Here is a 20,041-nt window from a genome sequence, read left to right on the forward strand (position 1 = left end):
CTCGAAGAAGCGATTTTCCGTCCGATGAACAAGTACCTCGCGTCCGGCCTGTGCCTGCTCGCCCTGCATCACAGCGCCCAGGCCCTGACTCTGCCCGCCAGCCCCGTCACGGCACCCGCCGTGGACGACGAACGCGTCGACCTCAAGACCCCGACCACCGCCGGCTCGCGCCTGAACCTCACGGCCTTGCAAACCCCCGGCAGTGTCGAGAGCCAGACCGGCGTGCAGATCCGTGCACGCGGCGACGTGAGTGTGCAGGACGCGATTTCCCGCGGCACCGGCATCAGCCGCACCGGTTCGCCGGGTGACGGTGGTACGTCGTTGTCGGCCCGTGGATTTACCGGGCAGGGCTCGGTGATGCAGTTGTACGACGGCAACCGCATGTACATGGGCATGGGGACATCGACGTTCCCGGTGGACACCTGGTCGGTGGAACGCGTCGACGTGCTGCGCGGCCCGGCCTCGGTGCTGTACGGCGAAGGGGCTACTGGCGCGGTGGTCAATACCGTGCCAAAAAAGCCGTTTGAAGGCGAGATCGAAAACCACATCCGCCTGGGCTACGGCTCCCATGACCGCCAGCAAGAAGCCCTGGACAGCGGTGGCTCGCTGACCGACACCCTGAGCTATCGCCTGAACCTCAATCGCCTGCGCAGCAATGGTTTCATCGACCATGGCGACTCCAGCAGCGACTTTGTCAGCGGCGCCCTGCGCTGGCAGGCGGCAGACAACCTGAGCTTCACCCTGGCCAGCGACTATGGCGACCAGCGCCCGCAAAATTACTTCGGCACCCCGTTGATCAACGGCCAGTTGCACAAAGGCCTGCGCGACAAAAACTACAACGTCAGTGACGACATCCAGCACTACAACGACCAGTGGACGCGCCTGACCAGCGAGTGGCAGATCAACGACAGCGTCAGTGCCACCAACGAGTTGTTCTACCTGAAAAACCAGCGGCGCTGGCAGAACGCCGAGAACTATAACTTCACCAACGGGCAACTCACCCGCAGCGGCAACTTCGGCATCAAGCACAACCAGGAACAGGTGGGCGACCGCCAGACCTTCACCTTCAAGCACACCCTGTTCGGCCTCGACAGCCAGACCGTGACCGGCGTGGAGTACAACCGCATTCGCTTCCGCTTGGCCAACAACTCGCCGTTCGAGGATGTGCTGCCGGATGGGCAACCGATCGATATCAATCACCCGGCGCCCGCCGTATTCGATAGCCAGAGTGCATTCAGCCCGCTGTTCTCCACCACCACCAAAACCGTTGCTGGCTTCGCGGAAAACCGCCTGCAACTCACCGACCGACTGTCGTTGATCACCGGCATCCGCCGCGACTACGCCCACGTCGACCGCGATGACCTGCGCACCGGCAGCCAGTCCGACAAGACCCTCACCGGCAATAACTGGAAGGCCGGCCTGGTTTATGCGATCACGCCGGACACCTCGGTGTACGGCCAGTACGCGACCAGCACTGACGGCGTCGGCGGCCTGATTTCCCTGAGCCCGAGCCAGCAACAGTTTGACCTGTCGACCGCCAAGCAGACCGAGATCGGCATCAAGCAGGCCTTCTGGGACCAGCGTGGCGAATGGACGCTGGCGGCGTATCACATCGTCAAGAAAAAACTGCTCACCGACGTACCGGGCGACCCGGACCTCAAGCAGCAAGTCGGCCAACAATCGTCACGCGGCCTGGAAGCCAGCCTCGACCTGCAACTGCCACACGCCTGGCAATTGCAGGCCAACGCGGCCATCGTCCACGCGCAGTACGACGACTTCACGCAGGACGTTGGCGGCGTGCAAGTGTCACGCGACGGCAACCGCCCGGTGGACGTACCGCGCCGCACAGCCAACCTGTGGCTGAGCAAGGCCGTGACCGACGACATTCGCGCCGGTGCCGGCGTGCGTTACGTCGACGCACGGTATGCCGACATGGCCAACCAGAACGAGCTGCCGAGCTACACCGTTGTCGATGCCACCGTGTCGTGGAAAGCCATGCGCAACACCACCCTGGGCCTGCAGTTGAACAACCTGTTCGACCGCACCTATGCCGTCAGCCAGTACAACGACGGCCAGCAGTGGATACTGGGTGAACCGCGCGCCTTGTTCGTCACGGCGGACTACACCTTCTGATGAGCTCACTCACCCTCACCGACCTGGCCTGGACCCCTTCGGGGCATGAGCACTGCCATCACCAGTTCCAACTGCGTGACGCCAGCCTGCAGGTCGGTGCCGGGGAGTTCGTCGGGCTGATCGGGCCCAATGGCAGCGGCAAGACCAGCCTGTTGCGCTGCGCCTACCGGTTCAGCAAACCGGCGCAGGGCGACGTGCTGCTCGAACACCAGAATGTGTGGAAACAAAGCGCGAAATGGTGCGCGCAACGGGTTGCCGTGGTGCTGCAGGAGTTTCCCGATGCCTTCGGCCTGCGGGTGGATGAAGTGGTCGCCATGGGCCGCACACCCCACAAGGGTTTGTTTGATGGCGACACACCGCAGGACCGGCAATTGATCCAGCAAGCGCTGGTGTCGGTGGGCATGCAGGGGTTCGAAGACCATGGGTTCGCCACCCTGTCGGGCGGTGAAAAACAGCGTGTGATCCTCGCCCGCGCCCTGGCCCAGCAGCCGCAACTGCTGATCCTCGACGAGCCCACCAACCACCTCGACCCACGCTATCAGTTGGAGTTGCTGCGGCTGGTCAAGCGCCTGAACATCGGCACCCTGGCGAGCATCCACGACCTCAACCTGGCGGCTGCATTCTGTGACCGCCTGTACGTGATCAACCACGGGCGCATCGTCGCCAGCGGCACGCCGCATCAAGTACTCACAGCCGCCTTGCTGCGCGACGTGTTTGGCGTCGAAGCGCTGATCGACACTCACCCCTTGTCCGGCTACCCCCGAATCACCTGGATAACCCAACCATGAGCCTGCGCCCCCTGCTTGCCGTTGCCTTGCTGTTCAGTGCCGCCGAGGCGTTTGCCGAAGCCACCCATTACCCGGTCACCGTCAAGAGCTGCAACCGCGACGTGACCTTCCAGGAGGCCCCGAAACACGCGGTCAGCCACGACATCAACATGACCCAGATGATGCTCGCTCTGGGCCTCAAGTCGCACATGGCCGGCTACAGCGGCGTCACCGGCTGGAAGTCGGTGACCCCGGAAATGGCACACCTGCTCGAGGGTTTGCCGGAGCTGGCGAGCAAGTACCCATCGGTGGAAACCCTGCTCAACGCCAACGTGGATTTCTTCTTCGCCGGTTGGGATTACGGCATGCGCGTGGGCGGCGACCTGACCCCGCACACACTGCAACCCCTGGGGATCAACGTGTATGAGTTGACCGAGTCGTGTGCCTTCGTGATGAAGCGCCCGGCCGCCACCCTGGACGACACCTATAACGACCTGCGCAACCTGGGCAAAATCTTTGACGTGCAGGACCGCGCCACTGCCTTGATCGCGCAGATGCAGGCACAGGTCGCCGAGGTGCAAAAGGACCTGCCGGCCGAGAAACCGCGGGTGTTCCTCTATGACAGCGGCGAAGACCGCGCCATGACCTCCGGGCGCCTTGGCATGCCCCAGGCACTGATCACGGCGGCCGGTGGGCGCAATATCCTCGATGACATCGACGCCAGCTGGACCCGGGTCAACTGGGAGACCGTGGTGGAACGCAACCCGCAGGTGATTGTGATCGTCGACTACAGCGAAATCACCGCCGAGCAGAAGCAGGCGTTCCTGATGAATAACCCCGCGCTGCAAGCGGTGGACGCCATCAAGAACCAGCGCTTTATCGTGATCCCGTACGTACAGGCGACGCCAGGCATCGATAACGTACTGGCGGTGGAAACCCTGGCCAAGGGGTTCCACGGCGAATGATCACCCGTCGCTACGCCTGGTTGCTTGCCGCGCTTGCGCTGGTGTTGCTGGTGTCCTGCGTGACGTCCCTGGGCTTCGGCCCGGCGCGGGTGCCAGTGGACGTGGTGTGGCGAATCGTGGTGCACAAGGCCTTTGGCATCGGCGAGGTGAACTGGCCGGCCGGGCAGGCGCATATCGTCTGGCTGATCCGTGTGCCGCGCCTGTTGCTCGGCGCGTTGGTGGGCGCCGGCTTGGCGTTGATCGGTGCGGTGTTGCAGGCAGTGACGCGTAATCCGCTGGCCGACCCGCACCTGCTGGGCGTCACGTCGGGCGCCACCCTCGGCGCAGTGATCGTGGTGCTGCACGTGGGCGAAATAGTCGGGCTGCTGACCCTGCCGATCGCCGCCTTTGTCGGCGCGCTGCTGAGCATGCTGGTGGTGCTGGCGGTGGCCAGTCGCAACGGACGACTGGACAGCGACCGCCTGCTGCTGTGTGGCGTGGCAGTGTCGTTCGTGATGATGGCGGCGGCCAACCTGCTGCTGTTCATGGGCGACCACCGCGCGGCGTCGGCGGTGATGTTCTGGATGCTGGGCGGCCTGGGCCTGGCGCGCTGGGAGTTGCTGGCGATCCCCACGGCCACGGTGCTGCTGGGGCTGCTGGTACTGCTCGGCATGGCGAGGCCTTTGAACGCGCTGATGGCCGGTGAGCAGACCGCCGTGACGCTGGGCCTGAATGCGCGCAACGTGCGGCTGAAGGTGTTCCTGGTGGCCTCGTTGATGACCGGCGTGCTGGTGTCCATCAGCGGCTCCATCGGCTTTGTCGGGCTGATGGTGCCGCACATTGCCCGGCGTCTTGTCGGTGCCGAGCATCGCCGCCTATTGCCGGTGTGTGCCCTGCTCGGCAGCCTGTTCCTGGTGTGGGTCGACGTCGCTGCACGCACCTTGATCGCCCCGGAAGACCTGCCCATCGGCGTGGCCACCGCAGCCATCGGCGGGCTGTTTTTTATCGGGTTGATGCGCCGGCGCCGATCAGAATGAGGCGTCTCAGGCAGTTGCGTGGAGGGTGCTCATCAAAGCTCATCCTTGTTGCGGCCATACCAGGGCTCATTTGCCCCGATCCTCATAAGATCCGACTGTTCATTCAAAGGCCCCAGTGCGTTCCAGAAGCTGTCGGCGACCAGCACTGACAGCTTGCCTATGCGCCGCAACCGACTCACCAGCACACTGGGAGTGAGCGCTGGCCAGGCGCGCAGCACATTGGCTTCCTCTGCTGTCATTGCAGGGTCGTACTTGAGCAGCGCTCCCCGACGGCAAGACAGGTAGATGCTCTTGGCGTCAGGTAAATTACTGCGTATGACCGAAAGATAATTGTCCAGGTCAGTACCGGAGACAAAATTAGCCAGCAGGTTGATGTCAACTTGGAGCTTACTGGGCGTACCAGGAATTGTCTTATAAAAGACATGCACTGCTGCAATCTTGTAGTTGCGCAGCACATTGGTCGTCGGCACGTCGAATCCGGCGTGATCCTTCCAGAACAAACCTTCCAACGTACTGTCGCCAAAACCGGGGCGATCCTCCACGGGATCGATTGCGACAAACCCGCCAACTCTCGGCGGCACCAGGACTGCCCCTAGATACGAACGATCAACAAAGCCGGCAAGCGTGCGCTGAGCGTACCGGGCGGCGTCATCGGCATAGAAATACCATGGACCGCAGAATGAATGGTAATAAGGGTCGTCAGCAAAATCGTGCGGCAGTCGATTGGGAGACCACAGGGCATCGACCAGCTCTTTGCGGCCCCAGATCGGGCTGGTGACCCGGATGTCCAACTCTCCAATGCTCGCCAACTCACGTACGTAGTCCCGCACTGTCAAGTAGCCCTTATTCACGCCTTCGGCGATGTGGTACTGGTCATTCTGCCACTGCGTCACAGCATCTGATTTAGGCACCTTGTACCGCAGCAACGCACCGTCGGCACATAACAGGTAAAGCGGCAGTGTCAGTCCATTACGGGGGGTGGTCATGTAAGCCAGCGCTTTCGCAATCGTGACAGGCGAGAAGAAGGACCGGGCCATTTCGTCTTTCGCCGGGGCAATCGGTTCAGTCGATGCGCACAAGTACAAGCCATGCATCAGGTAACCCTGGGGTAATTGGCCGCCGGCAAAAACGGCTGCCAATGCACTAAATTGCGCTCTGACAAGAGGTAACGTCGCCATGTACAGGTCCCGTCCGAATGCCTTCAGCACATAACCAAACGCCACTTGAGCCTGTGGTTTCCAAGCCAGCTGGACGTGTCGGACGGCATCAAGGGCACGGGTGAATATCGGACTGCACGGTGAGTCCGCTGCGACTTGGCGCACCTCCAATGGGTTTGGGATGTATTGATTCAGCGCGAACTCAGGTTTGAGTGTCCTCGGATGCCCCCACAATGCATCTCCCTTAACAACCCGCAAGAGGCCAGCCTTGGCCACTGCATTGACGAAATCCTGCGGTGACAGCGTTCCCGTGCGAAGTTGCTGCTCATAGTCGTTGTCGGCCAAATCACCTTTGACGCGGTTAAGAGCAAGCAACTTACGGTTCAGCAGTTTTTCCTCCTCAGAGTCTGACAGGTCGTAGCTGAGAATCGCCCCGTTCGCTCCGAAAACGTAGTCGCGCTTGATATGCGCCTCTCTGTCTAGCAGCTCTGCCAGCACAGCACTGGGAATCATGCTTTGGTAGACCGATTTTTGTAGGGCCGACAGCAATAGAGGGACTTCTTGAATGGGTAGGGAGCGGTAGCGAGCGATGATCGTGCTCCCCCCAGGATAAAGCCCCAAGGCAACGCTGGCGTCCGGGTAGATCCAGTTCAGCGACACCCCCCGCGGCGGCAATATCAAGGGTTCAGTGGCCACGCATAGACCGTTGACCAGCTTGAGGATGACGCCGCCATAGGCGCGGCGAAAGTGGTTGCCAATTGAGCTCAGGGCATAACGGGCCGCATCATCAGCCGAGGCAAACGCCGGGCTCAAGCGGCGTGAAGTCAAGGTTTTGTAGCCGGTCCAGTCTTTATTCACAATGCCAACTTCATCCCAGCATTGACTGGTCCGCACCACTTGTAGCTCGCCCTTGGTTGCCCACTGTCTGACAAAGTCAAAATGGGTCTTTATGCCAGAATCCAACTGCGTCTGTGCCAGCGCTAACAGGGTGTCCGCCTCGCCGCCGGCTTTCACGTCGATAGGCGAGGCGCGAAAACTTAACAGTGCACCGTCCAGCGTCGAAAAGTAGATGGGCAGGTTGCGTGTTTGATTACGCTGGGCTTCATAGAGCGCGGAATACAGTACTTTCGGCGTGACGAAATACAACGTCAGCCAAGCATTCGCTGCAGTGTTCCACTTCGGCGACCATTGCTGTGACCTGAACAAGGCATGTAGCTCAAACCCCTCGGGCAACACATACTCGTCACGGCTCGTTCGAGCAAACAATTTGTCGAGGTCGAACAAGTCGCCGGCGGAGAGAGCGCTCTCTACCTCAGTGCCAATGTACTGTTCCTGGCCTTTGCGTTTGAGGATAAATGCGAAACAGGCCTGCGCGGCAAGATTGCGACCATGCACTCGCTTATGCAGATCGCGGGCGGCGTCATTGAGGGTTGTGAACAAGGAACCATAGGTGACGTAGTCGGGCGGGCCGATTCTGGGTGCATATTCAAAGTCAGGCGTCCAATCGCTGTAGACAACCCCGCGCGGCCCCCACAACGAATTGCCCTGAACAATTTTGAATTCGCCCGCAGCGGCTAACCTCGTGACCCAATCGGCAGGTCTTAGCACGCCGCGATCCATCTTGCGTGCAAGGCCAAGCTCTCCGGCAGACGGGTTGAGAGTTTCCAGTAGCCACTGCTCCTCGGACGAATGGCTCGGGGCGTATTCCAGTAGACAATCCTGCGCTCCGGAAAGGTAAGCCACCCGCCCGGATAGGAGTATTGAGTACATCTCATCGCAGGAAAATACCTGCAGGTTGATCAGCGCTTCCTGCCGCGTCCACCGCCGCTGCTTAACCCAGTCAGGATCGATCATGGACAGTGCCGGATGGGAACCATAGCGTGCATACAGCTCATAGCCTTCGGGAGGAATCAGTGCGCCTTGCTCGTCTACGGGGAAAAACAGCATGAACGCAAATGGGTTGGCAAGGCTTTGCTTGGGCGGGGTGATCACGAAGCGACCGTCAGGCCCTATCAACACGTAACCGCCGTAGTAACTACCTCGGGAGTTGCCAATCTGCTCATGGGCGTACGACGCAGCGTCCCGGGATGACAGAAACGAGCCACTCAAGGTCACCGGGTGCTCTGTTGACAATACCGTCGATTGCTTATTCACCCGCCCGACCTCACGCCAGACCTGGCCTGCTCGAACCACCCACAGGTCCGTGACATCGATCACCCTGCGCAAAAAGTCGCGTGGTGTCAGGGTGCCAGCGGCCATCTCGGCCTGGGCACCGCTGTCATTGATCCCCCCATCGCTGCTGCGTTTAAACAGCTCGGCCGCCAGATACGCCAGAGGGACTTTAAGTTTGAGCAACGCTTGATCCAGGGTATTGATGTAGAGGGACAGTCCACGCTTCGGGTCCTGAAGAGCCAACGTCCCGCTTCCCGCTCGGATGGCGGCCCCCAGTTGCATCCGTGTAAAAAGCACATTGACCAGCCAGTTTTCTCGAGCAGCAACCCTACTCACTTCAGACCCCTCACTGAAATAGAGGGCTTCCAGGCGATAGTCGGCGGGTAATTGCAGCCCCCCATCCGGCCCCTTGGGGAAGAGCGTATCGAGAGAAAATAACGGTTCGAGACCGGGCGTTGCCAAGGTTGCGACGTAACGATCCAGGCTGACGTGCTTGAGCACCACGCCGATGCGCGATTCAACGGTCTCTGGCTGCGGGGGAAACGCTGCCGTCACCGCCAACGATGCCTCAGGAAAGATCGCCGTGAACAGCGGTTGCTCGGTCACCGCCGACGAGGAAAAAGGTTCGAAAACGACCCAATCGGGCGGCACCTTGCCGCGAGAACCACCCCACAGTGCGGTCGGCACAATTAAGCTCAACGAGCCGAAGGTCGAGACCTTTTTGATGAACTCATCAAAGCCGCCGTACACACCCACCGGATTGCCGGGTGGTTTTCCGGCCTGTACCCAAAGGGCGAAGCTGAACTCCGCCCTGGATCCAGAAGGGGTATGGCGGATGAGGGATCCGTCCGGCCCAGAGAGATAGGAAGACGTAAAGAAAGCACGATCATGCACATCCTGGTAAAAATCCGTACCGGAGATGAACCCCAAAAACGCCTTGGCCATGCGTTCATCAAAGCTGGGGTTTCTCTGGAGAATCATTTCATGTTGCGCAGGATGTGAATGGTAGCAGGCGACGCAGGTATACCCCGGTGGTTGAAGATAGTAGCCATCGGTGCCGATAGCCAAAACAGCCCGTAAATCGAACTGCATTCCCTTGCCCGCCACCGGCTGAGTCGAGAAATACTGGCCGGAAGGGTCTCGCACAATCACCCCGCCGTACTCGACGTCTCGTCGCTGACCAATTTCCTGATGAGCCCAGTAAGCCGCATCTGCCTCATGCAGAAAAGCAGGGCTCAGTGGTGGCAGCTGGGTAGCCCCACGGTTTGAGCTGGCAGCCCGCCCTTCACGTGACAATCTGATCGCCATGACAACTCCTTGAATGAATGCCTGAGCACAGCGCCCGGCCCTTTCATTCTCGGAGTGCAAAGCTACTTCTGACCGGTAGATAAGTAGCGACAGCACCAAGCACCACAACAGCACACAGTCGTGCCCGTTTACCGCAATCGGGCGCCACTTTGGTGCGACCCATTCGATCTGCACATTTGCCCGCCCCTTGCCCGTGCGGGGTGGACGAGTTCGGCACACCCCTTGCTATCACCTCAGTAATGTCACTCATCTGCCCCTTAAAAAATCGATCTCGGAGATCGCACCATGAAGCGTCGCAGCTTGATCAAGGCTTTCACTCTCTCGGCATCCATTGCCGCCATGGGCATGACCTGGACGGTGCAGGCTGCCGAGACCATCAAGGTCGGCATCCTGCACTCGCTGTCCGGCACCATGGCTATCTCCGAAACGTCCCTTAAAGACATGGCCTTGATGACCATCGACGAGATCAACGCCAAGGGCGGCGTGAACGGCAAGATGCTCGAACCCGTGGTCGTCGACCCAGCCTCCAACTGGCCGCTGTTCGCCGAAAAGGGTCGCCAGTTGCTGACCCAGGACAAGGTCGCCGTGGTGTTCGGCTGCTGGACATCGGTGTCGCGTAAATCGGTCTTGCCGGTGTTCGAAGAACTTAACGGCCTGCTGTTCTACCCAGTGCAATACGAAGGCGAAGAAATGTCGCCAAACGTGTTCTACACCGGCGCGGCGCCGAACCAGCAAGCCATCCCGGCCGTGGAATATCTGATGAGCGAAGAAGGCGGCGGCGCCAAGCGCTTCTTCCTGCTCGGCACCGACTACGTGTACCCGCGCACCACCAACAAGATCCTGCGTTCGTTCCTGCACGCCAAGGGTGTCGCGGATAAAGACATCGAAGAGGTCTACACCCCGTTCGGCCACAGCGATTACCAGACCATCGTCGCCAACATCAAGAAGTTCTCGGCCGGCGGCAAGACGGCGGTGATCTCCACCGTCAACGGCGACTCCAACGTGCCGTTCTACAAAGAGCTGGCCAACCAGGGCCTGAAGGCCACCGAGGTACCGGTGGTCGCCTTTTCCGTGGGTGAAGAAGAACTGCGCGGCATCGACACCAAGCCGCTGGTGGGCAACCTCGCCGCCTGGAACTACTTCCAGTCGGTCGAGAACCCGGTGAACCAGAAATTCGTCGCCGACTGGAAGGCCTACGCCAAGAAACACAACCTGCCAGGCGCGGATAAAGCCGTGACCAACGACCCGATGGAGGCCACCTACGTGGGTATCCACATGTGGGCGCAGGCGGCCGAAAAAGCCAAATCCACCGACGTCGACAAAGTGCGCGAAGCCCTCGCCGGCCAGACGTTCGCCGCGCCGTCAGGTTTCACCCTGACCATGGACAAGACCAACCACCACCTACACAAGCCGGTGATGATCGGCGAGATCCAGGCCGACGGTCAGTTCTCGGTGGTGTGGCAAACCAACGAGCCAATCCGTGCACAGCCGTGGAGCCCGTACATTCCAGGCAATGACAAAAAGCCGGATTACGCCGTGAAGAGCAACTAAAGCCTCAACCAGCCTCTACTGTCGGGCACGGTCAATGTTGGAGCTGGCTTGCCTGCGATGCAAACAACTCGGTGTACCTGGTACACCGCAGCGATGCCATCGCAGGCAAGCCAGCTCCCACACAAAGCCAGTGCCTACACCGTCCGCGCATGATCAGGACATTTTGGTATGCCCACTGCCCTGTACCGCTTCATCCTCACGGCCCTGCTGTTGCTGTCTTTCACCGCACACGCCAGCGACGCCGACGACTTCCTGGCAGCCAACCCGACCCAGCAGGCCAAGCTTCTCCAGGACTGGGCCGCCCAGCCCGACCCGGCCCGCATCGAGTTGGTGGACGCCCTGCAACAAGGCCAACTCACCGTTAACGGCGAAACCAAGACCGTACGCCTGAACAACCGCCTGCGCGGCTTGATCGACAACGTACAAGCCAGCCAGCAACTGCTCGCCGCCGACCCCAAGGTACGCCTGGCCGCCGCGCAAGCGCTGCAAAAAAGCGCGCAACCCGCGCAACTGAAATTCCTCGACCAGCAGGTCGCCGCCGAAACCAATGAGGACGTGCACACCGCTCTCAGCCTGGCCTTGGCCAACCTGCAATTGGTCGACCCCGACCCGCTGGTGCGCCTGGCCGCCGTGCGTCTGCTCGGCAGCACCGGCGACCCGCTGGCCCGTACCCGCCTTGAGGCACTGCTCGCCCCCGGCGTCGAAGCCGACGCCGCCGTGCACACCGCCGCCGAGACCAGCCTGGCACAGGTCAAACGCAAACTGATGGTCGGCGAGGTCCTCGGGCAGGCCTTTAGCGGCATGTCCCTGGGTTCGATTTTGCTGTTGGCGGCCTTGGGCCTGGCGATCACCTTTGGCTTGCTCGGCGTGATCAACATGGCCCACGGTGAAATGCTGATGCTCGGTGCCTACTCCACCTATGTGGTGCAGATGCTGATGCAACGCTATGTGCCTGCGGCCATTGAGTTCTACCCGCTGATCGCGCTGCCGGTGGCGTTTTTTGTCACCGCGGCCATCGGCATGGCCCTGGAGCGCACGGTGATCCGCCACCTGTACGGCCGGCCACTGGAAACCCTGCTGGCCACCTGGGGGATCAGCCTGATGCTGATCCAACTGGTGCGCCTGGTGTTCGGGGCGCAGAACGTCGAGGTGTCCAACCCCGAATGGCTCTCCGGAGGCATTCAAGTGCTGCCCAACCTGGTACTGCCCTACAACCGCATCGTGATCATCGCCTTCGCGCTGTGCGTAGTAGTGCTCACCTGGCTGCTGCTGAACAAGACCCGCCTGGGCCTCAACGTGCGCGCCGTCACCCAGAACCGCAACATGGCCGCCTGCTGCGGCGTGCCCACTGGCCGCGTGGACATGCTCGCCTTTGGCCTCGGCTCCGGTATTGCCGGCTTGGGCGGCGTGGCGCTGAGCCAGATCGGTAACGTCGGCCCGGACCTCGGTCAGAGCTACATTATCGACTCGTTCCTGGTGGTGGTACTGGGCGGTGTCGGCCAGTTGGCCGGTAGCGTCATGGCGGCCTTCGGGCTGGGCATCGCCAACAAGATCCTGGAACCCCAGATCGGCGCCGTGCTCGGCAAGATCCTGATCCTCGCGCTGATCATTCTGTTTATCCAGAAACGCCCGCAGGGACTCTTCGCACTGAAAGGACGGGTGATCGACTGATGAACCAGCCATTGATGCTTACGGCCACGCAAAAAGCCGGCCCGAAGGCGACGATTGCCGTCGGCACGCTGATCCTTGTGGTGCTGCTGGCCCTGCCGTTGCTGTCGCTGCTGCCACCGGACAACGCGTTTCATGTCTCGGCCTACACCCTGACGCTGGTGGGCAAGATCCTCTGCTACGCCATTGTTGCCCTCGCCCTTGACCTGGTGTGGGGCTACGCCGGCATGCTGTCCCTCGGCCACGGCCTGTTCTTCGCCCTGGGCGGTTATGCGATGGGCATGTACCTGATGCGCCAGGCGTCCGGTGATGAACTGCCGGCGTTCATGACCTTCCTGTCGTGGACCGAACTGCCGTGGTACTGGGTGGGCACAGAGCACTTCCTCTGGGCCTTGTGCCTGGTGGTACTGGCGCCGGGGGTGCTGGCGCTGGTGTTCGGGTTCTTCGCTTTCCGCTCGCGGATCAAGGGCGTGTATTTCTCGATCATGACCCAGGCGCTGACCTTTGCCGGGATGCTGTTGTTTTTCCGCAACGAGACCGGGTTTGGCGGCAATAACGGCTTTACCAATTTCCGCAGCATCCTCGGCTTTGGCATTACCGAGCCAGGCACACGCGCGGTGTTGTTCGTGGCCACGGTGCTGTTGCTGGTGGCGAGCCTGTTCATCGGCTGGCGCCTGGCCAAGAGCAAGTTCGGCCGGGTGTTGACGGCTCTGCGCGATGCCGAGAACCGCCTGATGTTCTGCGGCTACGACCCGCGTGGCTTCAAGCTGTTCGTGTGGGTGTTGAGCGCCGTGCTGTGTGGCTTGGCCGGGGCGCTGTATGTGCCGCAAGTGGGCATTATCAACCCCAGCGAAATGTCGCCGACCAACTCCATCGAAGCCGCCGTGTGGGTGGCCCTGGGTGGGCGCGGTACGTTGATCGGCCCGTTGCTCGGTGCCGGCGTGGTGAACGGCATGAAAAGCTGGTTCACCGTGGCCTTCCCGGAATACTGGCTGTTCTTCCTCGGGGCGTTGTTCATCATCGTCACCCTCTACCTGCCCAAGGGCGTCATCGGCCTGCTGAAGAAATGAGGAACGTCATGCTTGAACCTATTTTCGATGCAGGCAGCGGCCGCGATGCCATCGGCATTGGCCAGGCCGCCGGCAAGGGCCTGGACACCCGCCACGGCACCATCCTGACCCTGGAAGACATCAGCGTCAGCTTCGACGGCTTCAAGGCCCTCAACAACCTGAACCTCTACATCGGCGTTGGCGAACTGCGCTGCATCATCGGCCCCAACGGTGCCGGCAAGACCACGCTGATGGACGTGATCACCGGAAAGACCCGCCCCAGCCATGGCACCGCCTGGTTTGGCGAACACCTGGACTTGACCGGCATGAGCGAAGTGCAGATCGCCCAGGCTGGCATCGGCCGCAAGTTCCAGAAGCCCACGGTGTTTGAAGCCCTGAGCGTGTTCGAAAACCTGGAGCTGGCGCAGAAGACCGACAAATCCGTATGGGCCAGCCTGCGCGCGCGCCTGAGTGGCGAGCAGAAAGACCGTATCGACGAGGTGCTCGACACCCTGCGTCTCACCGCCTTGGCGCAGAGCCAGGCGGGGTTGCTGTCCCACGGCCAGAAGCAGTTCCTGGAAATCGGCATGCTGTTGATGCAGGACCCGCAGCTGTTGCTGCTGGACGAACCGGTGGCGGGGATGACCGACGCCGAAACCGACTTCACCGCCGAATTGTTCAAGCGCCTGGCGGGCAAGCATTCGCTGATGGTGGTCGAACACGACATGGGCTTTGTCGGCTCGATTGCCGACCACGTGACCGTGTTGCACCAGGGCAGCGTGCTGGCCGAAGGCTCGCTGGAACAGGTGCAGGAAAACGAACGCGTCATCGAGGTGTACCTCGGTCGCTGAGCCGGACACGGACTGCTTTATGTGGGAGCTGGCTTGCCTGCGATACAGGCAACTCGGTGTAACTGATACACCGTTATCGCAGGCAAGCCAGCTCCCACATTTGATCCGGTTTCCAAACGGGAACCGAGGAGGTTTTGAGAATGCTGCAAGTCGACAAGCTGCACCAGTACTACGGCGGTAGCCACATCCTGCGCGGGCTGTCCTTTGAGGTGAAGGTCGGCGAAGTCACCTGCCTGCTCGGCCGTAACGGCGTGGGCAAGACCACCTTGCTCAAGTGCCTGATGGGTCTGCTGCCGGCCAAAGAAGGCGCGGTGAATTGGGAAGGCAAGGCGATCACCGGTTTCAAGCCGCACCAGCGTGTGCACGCGGGCATCGCCTATGTGCCACAAGGCCGGGAGATCTTCGGGCGGCTGACGGTGGAAGAAAACCTGTTGATGGGGCTTTCGCGTTTTCCGGGCTCGCAAGCCAAGGAAGTGCCCGCCTTCATCTACGAACTGTTCCCGGTGCTGCTGCAAATGAAGCATCGACGTGGCGGCGATTTGTCCGGTGGCCAGCAACAGCAACTGGCGATCGGTCGAGCGTTGGCCAGCCGCCCGCGCCTGCTGATCCTCGACGAGCCCACCGAAGGCATCCAGCCCTCGGTGATCAAGGAGATCGGCGCGGTGATCAAGAAACTCGCGGCCCGTGGCGATATGGCGATTCTGCTGGTGGAGCAGTTCTACGATTTTGCCGCCGAGTTGGCGGATCAATACCTGGTGATGTCCCGTGGTGAAATCGTGCAGCAAGGCCGAGGTGAAAATATGGAAAGTGAAGGTGTACGCGGGCTGGTTACCATCTAACCTGTAGCGTCCTATTGATAAGTCAAAAAACATGAATCTGTCCGTTACCCCCGCCCTGTTCACCCCCAGCTGGCACGCCGAGCTGGAACTCGGCTACGCGCGTTTCGGCGACACCACACGCCCGGTGATGCGTCGTCATCTCGGTCCGCTGCGGGTGCAAAAGCACCTCTACGCCGAAGGCCCCGAGGTGTGCCAGCACATCATCGTGCACCCGCCCGGTGGGATTGCCGGCGGTGATCGCCTGGACATCAGCGCCCATGTCGGCGCGGGTGCCTGGGCGCAATTGACCAGCCCCGGCGCGGCCAAGTGGTATCGGGCCAGCGGCCCGGCCTACCAGCAACTGGACCTCACCGTGCAAGCGGGAGCCACCCTGGAATGGCTGCCCCAGGAAACCATCGTATTCAGCGCCGCCCAGGCCGAACTCACTACGCGCATCGAGCTGCAAGGCGATGCCCGCTTGTTCTACTGGGATGTGGTCGCCCTGGGTCGCCCGGCCAGTGGCGAGCGTTTTGACCTGGGCCACTTTCAATCGCACCTGGATATCCGTCGCGACGGCCAGTTGCTCTGGCATGAGCGCCAGCGCATTGTGGGCGCCGACGGCTTGCTCGACTCGCCCATCGGCCTGGATGGGCAGCCAGTATTTGCGACCCTGTTGCTGACCGGCGACGTAGACCCCGAATTACTCGACACCTGTCGCGCCCTGCCCCATGAAGTGCGCGGCGACCTGACCCAACTGCCCGGCCTGCTGGTCGCCCGCTGCCTGGCCAGTGAAGCGTTGCTGGCGCGGGGATGGTTGATTGATTTATGGCGGCTGTTACGCCCGGCGGTGCTTGGGCGAGAGGCGGTTTCACCCCGGATCTGGAGCACATGACGATCTAAATGTGGGAGCGGGCTTGCTCGCGAAAGCGGTGGACCAGGTAAAGACGCATCGACTGACACACCGCTTTCGCGAGCAAGCCCGCTCCCACATGGGATCTCTGTGGTAATTAAGAATGCTGTTTTTCAAGGACCTTGAACCATGGATTTGACCCCACGGGAAAAAGACAAACTGTTGATCTTCACCGCAGGCCTGGTAGCCGAGCGTCGCCTGGCGCGCGGTGTGAAGCTCAACTACCCGGAAACCATCGCCTATATCTCCGCAGCCTTGATGGAAGGCGCCCGCGATGGCCGCACAGTGGCCGACCTGATGCACTACGGCACCACCCTGCTCAGCCGCGAACAGGTAATGGAAGGCATCCCGGAGATGATCCCGGATATCCAAGTGGAAGCCACCTTCCCCGACGGCACCAAGCTGGTCACCGTCCACCAACCCATCGCCTGAGGCCCGGCCATGATTCGTGACGCAACCCAAAACGACTTGCCGGCGATCCGCGACATCTACAACGACGCGGTGCTCAACACCACGGCGATCTGGAACGAACAACCGGTGGACCTGGGCAATCGCCAGGCCTGGTTCAGTGCACGCCACGCCCAGGGTTATCCGATCCTGGTCAGTGTCGAAAATGGCGAGGTCACCGGCTACGCCTCGTTCGGCGACTGGCGGCCGTTCGAAGGCTTTCGCTACAGCGTCGAGCACTCGGTGTATGTGCGCAGTGACCAGCGCGGCAAGGGCCTCGGCCCATTGCTGATGCAAGCCCTGATCGAACGCGCACGCACATGCGGCAAGTACGTGATGGTCGCCGCCATCGAAAGCGGCAACCTCGCCTCGATCCGCCTGCATGAGCGCCAGGGTTTCATCACCACCGGGCAAATGCCCCAGGTCGGCATCAAGTTCGGCCGCTGGCTGGACCTGACCTTCATGCAACTGGCCTTGAACCCGGGCGCGGAACCGCCCAAGGAGTGAAGTCGATGAACGCTACGCAACTGCGTCGAGTGAATGCAGAAAGTTTTGCCCACTACCGCCTGGGTTTGATCGAGCTGTTGCTGGACGCGGTGAAGCACGGTGCTTCGGTCGGCTTCATGGCGGACTTCGACGAGGCCGAGGCCCGCGCCTACCTCCAAGGCGTGCAAGCCAGCATCGAGGACGCCAGCTTGTTGCTGTGGGTGGTGGTGCGCGACGAACGGGTGATCGCCAGCGTGCAACTGGCCCTGTGCCAAAAGGCCAACGGCCTCAACCGTGCCGAAGTGCAAAAGCTGCTGGTACACAGCAGCGCCCGACGCCATGGCCTGGGCCAGCAGTTGATGAACACCCTGGAGCTTGCCGCACGCCAGCACAAGCGCGGCCTGTTGTACCTGGACACCGAGGCCGGCTCCCCGGCCGAGGCCTTTTATCAGTCGCTGCGCTACACCAAGATCGGTGAGCTGCCCGACTACTGCCAAAGCCCGGACGGGCGCTACAGCCCGACCGCCATCTACTTCAAGACCCTGGGGCAACCTGCATGATTCCTGGTGAATATCAGATCCAGCCTGGCGATATCGAACTCAACGTCGGCCGCCGCACCGTCACCCTCAGTGTGGCCAACAGCGGCGACCGGCCGATCCAAGTGGGCTCGCATTACCATTTTTTCGAGACCAATGACGCGCTGACGTTTGATCGCGCGGCGAGCCGTGGCATGCGCTTGAACATTCCGGCGGGGACGGCGGTGCGGTTTGAACCGGGGCAGAGTCGGGAGATCGAGTTGGTGGATTTGAGCGGTGGGAGACGGGTATTTGGGTTTGCAGGTCGAGTTATGGGTGATCTTTAGGCCCTCTTCGCGAGCAAGCCCGCTCCCACACTTAGAATGCATTTCAAACTGTGGGAGCGGGCTTGCTCGCGAAAGCGGATTCACATTCAACACATATTTATCAGGGCAACCACATGAAAATCAGCCGCCAAGCCTACGCCGACATGTACGGCCCCACCGTCGGAGACAAGGTCCGCCTGGCCGACACCGAACTGTTTGTCGAGGTCGAACAGGACTTCACGGTCTACGGCGAAGAAGTCAAATTCGGCGGCGGTAAAGTCATCCGTGATGGCCAGGGCCAAAGCCAGTTGCTCGCCCATGAAGTGGTCGACACCCTGATCACCAACGCGCTGATCATCGACCACTGGGGCATCGTCAAGGCCGACGTCGGCCTGAAGAACGGTCGTATCCATGCGATCGGCAAGGCCGGTAACCCGGACATCCAACCGGGCGTGACCATGGCCATCGGGGCCAGCACCGAAGTGATCGCCGGCGAAGGCATGATCCTCACCGCAGGCGGCATCGACAGCCACGTGCACTTCATCTGCCCGCAGCAGATCGAAGAAGCGCTGACCAGCGGCGTAACCACCATGATCGGTGGTGGCACAGGCCCTGCCACCGGCACCAACGCCACTACCTGCACCTCCGGGCCGTGGCACCTTGCGCGCATGCTCCAGGCCAGCGATTCGTTCCCGATGAACATCGGGTTCACCGGTAAGGGCAACGCCAGCCTGCCGGAGCCGTTGATCGAACAGGTCAAGGCCGGCGCCATCGGCTTGAAGCTGCATGAAGACTGGGGCTCCACCCCCGCGAGTATCGACAACTGCCTGAGCGTTGCCGATGACTACGACGTGCAGGTGGCGATCCACAGCGACACCCTCAACGAGTCCGGCTTTGTCGAAACCACCCTCGCCGCGCTCAAGGGCCGCACCATCCACACTTACCACACAGAAGGTGCCGGTGGCGGTCACGCACCGGACATCATCAAGGCCTGCGGTTTCGCCAATGTGCTGCCGAGCTCAACCAACCCGACGCGGCCGTTCACCCGCAACACCATCGATGAGCACCTCGACATGTTGATGGTCTGCCATCACCTGGACCCGAGCATTGCCGAAGACGTGGCCTTCGCCGAAAGCCGTATCCGCCGCGAAACCATCGCCGCCGAAGACATCCTGCACGACCTCGGCGCGTTCTCGATGATCAGCTCCGACAGCCAGGCCATGGGCCGCGTCGGCGAGGTGATCACGCGTACCTGGCAGACCGCCGACAAGATGAAAAAACAACGTGGTCCGCTCCCCGGTGACGGCCCAGGCAATGACAACTTCCGCGCCAAGCGCTACATCGCCAAGTACACAATCAACCCAGCGATCACCCACGGCGTCAGCCATATCGTCGGCTCGATCGAAGTGGGCAAGTGGGCCGACCTGGTCCTGTGGCGACCGGCTTTCTTCGGCGTAAAACCCACCTTGATTCTCAAGGGCGGCGCCATCGCCTCAAGCCTGATGGGCGATGCCAACGCTTCGATCCCGACACCGCAACCGGTGCACTACCGCCCGATGTTCGCCAGCTTCGGCAGCTCGCTGCACGCCACCAGCCTGACCTTTATCAGCCAGGCCGCGATGGAGGCCGGCCTGCCCGAAGCGCTGGGTTTGAAGAAGCAGATCGCCGTGGTCAAAGGCTGCCGCACCGTGCAGAAATCCGACCTGATCCACAACGACTACCTGCCGCACATCGACGTCGACCCACAGACCTACCAGGTCAAGGCCGACGGCGTGTTGCTGTGGTGCGAGCCGGCTGAGTCGCTGCCGATGGCCCAGCGTTACTTTCTGTTTTGAGCCTGCGCCGGTGATTGACGCGGCTCGGCGTTGGCCCCTTCCCACGAGGGCGGCAACGCCACGCTTT

16 protein-coding genes are annotated in these 20,041 nt (G+C 61.4%); 15 read left to right on the plus strand and 1 reads right to left on the minus strand.

Translation table 11 applies throughout. The annotated features are described in order from the left end of the window. Positions 1–24: 24 nt before the first annotated feature. From CWC48_RS07430 to CWC48_RS07445, 4 genes are read left to right on the plus strand one after another with little or no spacing between them, the layout of a single operon-like run. The gene (locus tag CWC48_RS07430; RefSeq protein ID WP_100491597.1) at positions 25–2,133 is read left to right on the plus strand and encodes a TonB-dependent siderophore receptor; all 2,109 of its coding nucleotides are present in this window, start codon (positions 25–27) and stop codon (positions 2,131–2,133) included. Next, complete coding sequence (locus tag CWC48_RS07435) at positions 2,133–2,921, plus strand: ABC transporter ATP-binding protein (protein ID WP_100491598.1); 789 nt, start codon at positions 2,133–2,135, stop codon at positions 2,919–2,921. The genes CWC48_RS07430 and CWC48_RS07435 overlap by 1 nt, the downstream gene beginning before the upstream one ends. Next, positions 2,918–3,865, plus strand: a complete 948-nt coding sequence (locus CWC48_RS07440; protein ID WP_100491599.1) for an ABC transporter substrate-binding protein — start codon at positions 2,918–2,920, stop codon at positions 3,863–3,865. The genes CWC48_RS07435 and CWC48_RS07440 overlap by 4 nt, the downstream gene beginning before the upstream one ends. Continuing rightward, positions 3,862–4,881 carry an iron ABC transporter permease gene (locus tag CWC48_RS07445; RefSeq protein WP_100491600.1) on the plus strand — a complete coding sequence of 340 codons (1,020 nt, stop codon included), beginning with the start codon at positions 3,862–3,864 and terminating at the stop codon, positions 4,879–4,881. Before CWC48_RS07440 ends, CWC48_RS07445 begins: the two co-directional genes overlap by 4 nt. A gap of 32 nt (positions 4,882–4,913) precedes the next feature. Here the strand turns inward: CWC48_RS07445 and CWC48_RS07450 are convergent, their stop codons facing one another. Then, a complete protein-coding gene (locus CWC48_RS07450; RefSeq protein ID WP_100491601.1) occupies positions 4,914–9,518 on the minus strand; it encodes a DUF4329 domain-containing protein in 4,605 nt (1,534 codons plus the stop codon). Between the two features lie 285 nt (positions 9,519–9,803). Between CWC48_RS07450 and urtA the strand changes: the two genes are divergently transcribed. From urtA to ureC, 11 genes are all read left to right on the plus strand, one after another. Further along, positions 9,804–11,069 carry an urea ABC transporter substrate-binding protein gene (gene urtA / locus CWC48_RS07455; protein ID WP_078046653.1) on the plus strand — a complete coding sequence of 422 codons (1,266 nt, stop codon included), beginning with the start codon at positions 9,804–9,806 and terminating at the stop codon, positions 11,067–11,069. A gap of 168 nt (positions 11,070–11,237) precedes the next feature. After that, the gene (gene urtB / locus CWC48_RS07460; RefSeq protein WP_100491602.1) at positions 11,238–12,740 is read left to right on the plus strand and encodes an urea ABC transporter permease subunit UrtB; all 1,503 of its coding nucleotides are present in this window, start codon (positions 11,238–11,240) and stop codon (positions 12,738–12,740) included. Next, complete coding sequence (gene urtC, locus CWC48_RS07465) at positions 12,740–13,807, plus strand: urea ABC transporter permease subunit UrtC (protein WP_078046651.1); 1,068 nt, start codon at positions 12,740–12,742, stop codon at positions 13,805–13,807. Before urtB ends, urtC begins: the two co-directional genes overlap by 1 nt. After that, on the plus strand, positions 13,804–14,637 hold the full coding sequence (gene urtD, locus CWC48_RS07470) for an urea ABC transporter ATP-binding protein UrtD (RefSeq protein ID WP_177409477.1): 834 nt from the start codon (positions 13,804–13,806) through the stop codon (positions 14,635–14,637). The genes urtC and urtD overlap by 4 nt, the downstream gene beginning before the upstream one ends. A 140-nt stretch (positions 14,638–14,777) precedes the next feature. Further along, positions 14,778–15,476 carry an urea ABC transporter ATP-binding subunit UrtE gene (gene urtE / locus CWC48_RS07475; protein WP_078046649.1) on the plus strand — a complete coding sequence of 233 codons (699 nt, stop codon included), beginning with the start codon at positions 14,778–14,780 and terminating at the stop codon, positions 15,474–15,476. A 31-nt stretch (positions 15,477–15,507) separates the two neighbouring features. Next, complete coding sequence (locus CWC48_RS07480; RefSeq protein ID WP_100491603.1) at positions 15,508–16,347, plus strand: urease accessory protein UreD; 840 nt, start codon at positions 15,508–15,510, stop codon at positions 16,345–16,347. Between the two features lie 147 nt (positions 16,348–16,494). Further along, positions 16,495–16,797 (plus strand): urease subunit gamma, encoded by a 303-nt coding sequence (gene ureA, locus CWC48_RS07485; protein WP_003171437.1) that lies wholly within the window; start codon positions 16,495–16,497, stop codon positions 16,795–16,797. A 9-nt stretch (positions 16,798–16,806) separates the two neighbouring features. Further along, the gene (locus tag CWC48_RS07490; RefSeq protein ID WP_099493479.1) at positions 16,807–17,319 is read left to right on the plus strand and encodes a GNAT family N-acetyltransferase; all 513 of its coding nucleotides are present in this window, start codon (positions 16,807–16,809) and stop codon (positions 17,317–17,319) included. Positions 17,320–17,324: 5 nt separating this feature from the next. Beyond that, positions 17,325–17,858 carry a GNAT family N-acetyltransferase gene (locus CWC48_RS07495; RefSeq protein ID WP_099493480.1) on the plus strand — a complete coding sequence of 178 codons (534 nt, stop codon included), beginning with the start codon at positions 17,325–17,327 and terminating at the stop codon, positions 17,856–17,858. Continuing rightward, positions 17,855–18,160: an urease subunit beta gene (locus tag CWC48_RS07500; protein ID WP_078046645.1), complete on the plus strand. Its 306-nt coding sequence runs from the start codon at positions 17,855–17,857 to the stop codon at positions 18,158–18,160. The genes CWC48_RS07495 and CWC48_RS07500 overlap by 4 nt, the downstream gene beginning before the upstream one ends. A 113-nt stretch (positions 18,161–18,273) precedes the next feature. Next, a complete protein-coding gene (ureC, locus tag CWC48_RS07505; RefSeq protein ID WP_100491604.1) occupies positions 18,274–19,974 on the plus strand; it encodes an urease subunit alpha in 1,701 nt (566 codons plus the stop codon). Positions 19,975–20,041 lie beyond the last annotated feature (67 nt).

Origin of the sequence: Pseudomonas sp. S10E 269 (assembly GCF_002798465.1) — a bacterium.
GTDB lineage: Bacteria > Pseudomonadota > Gammaproteobacteria > Pseudomonadales > Pseudomonadaceae > Aquipseudomonas > Aquipseudomonas pergaminensis.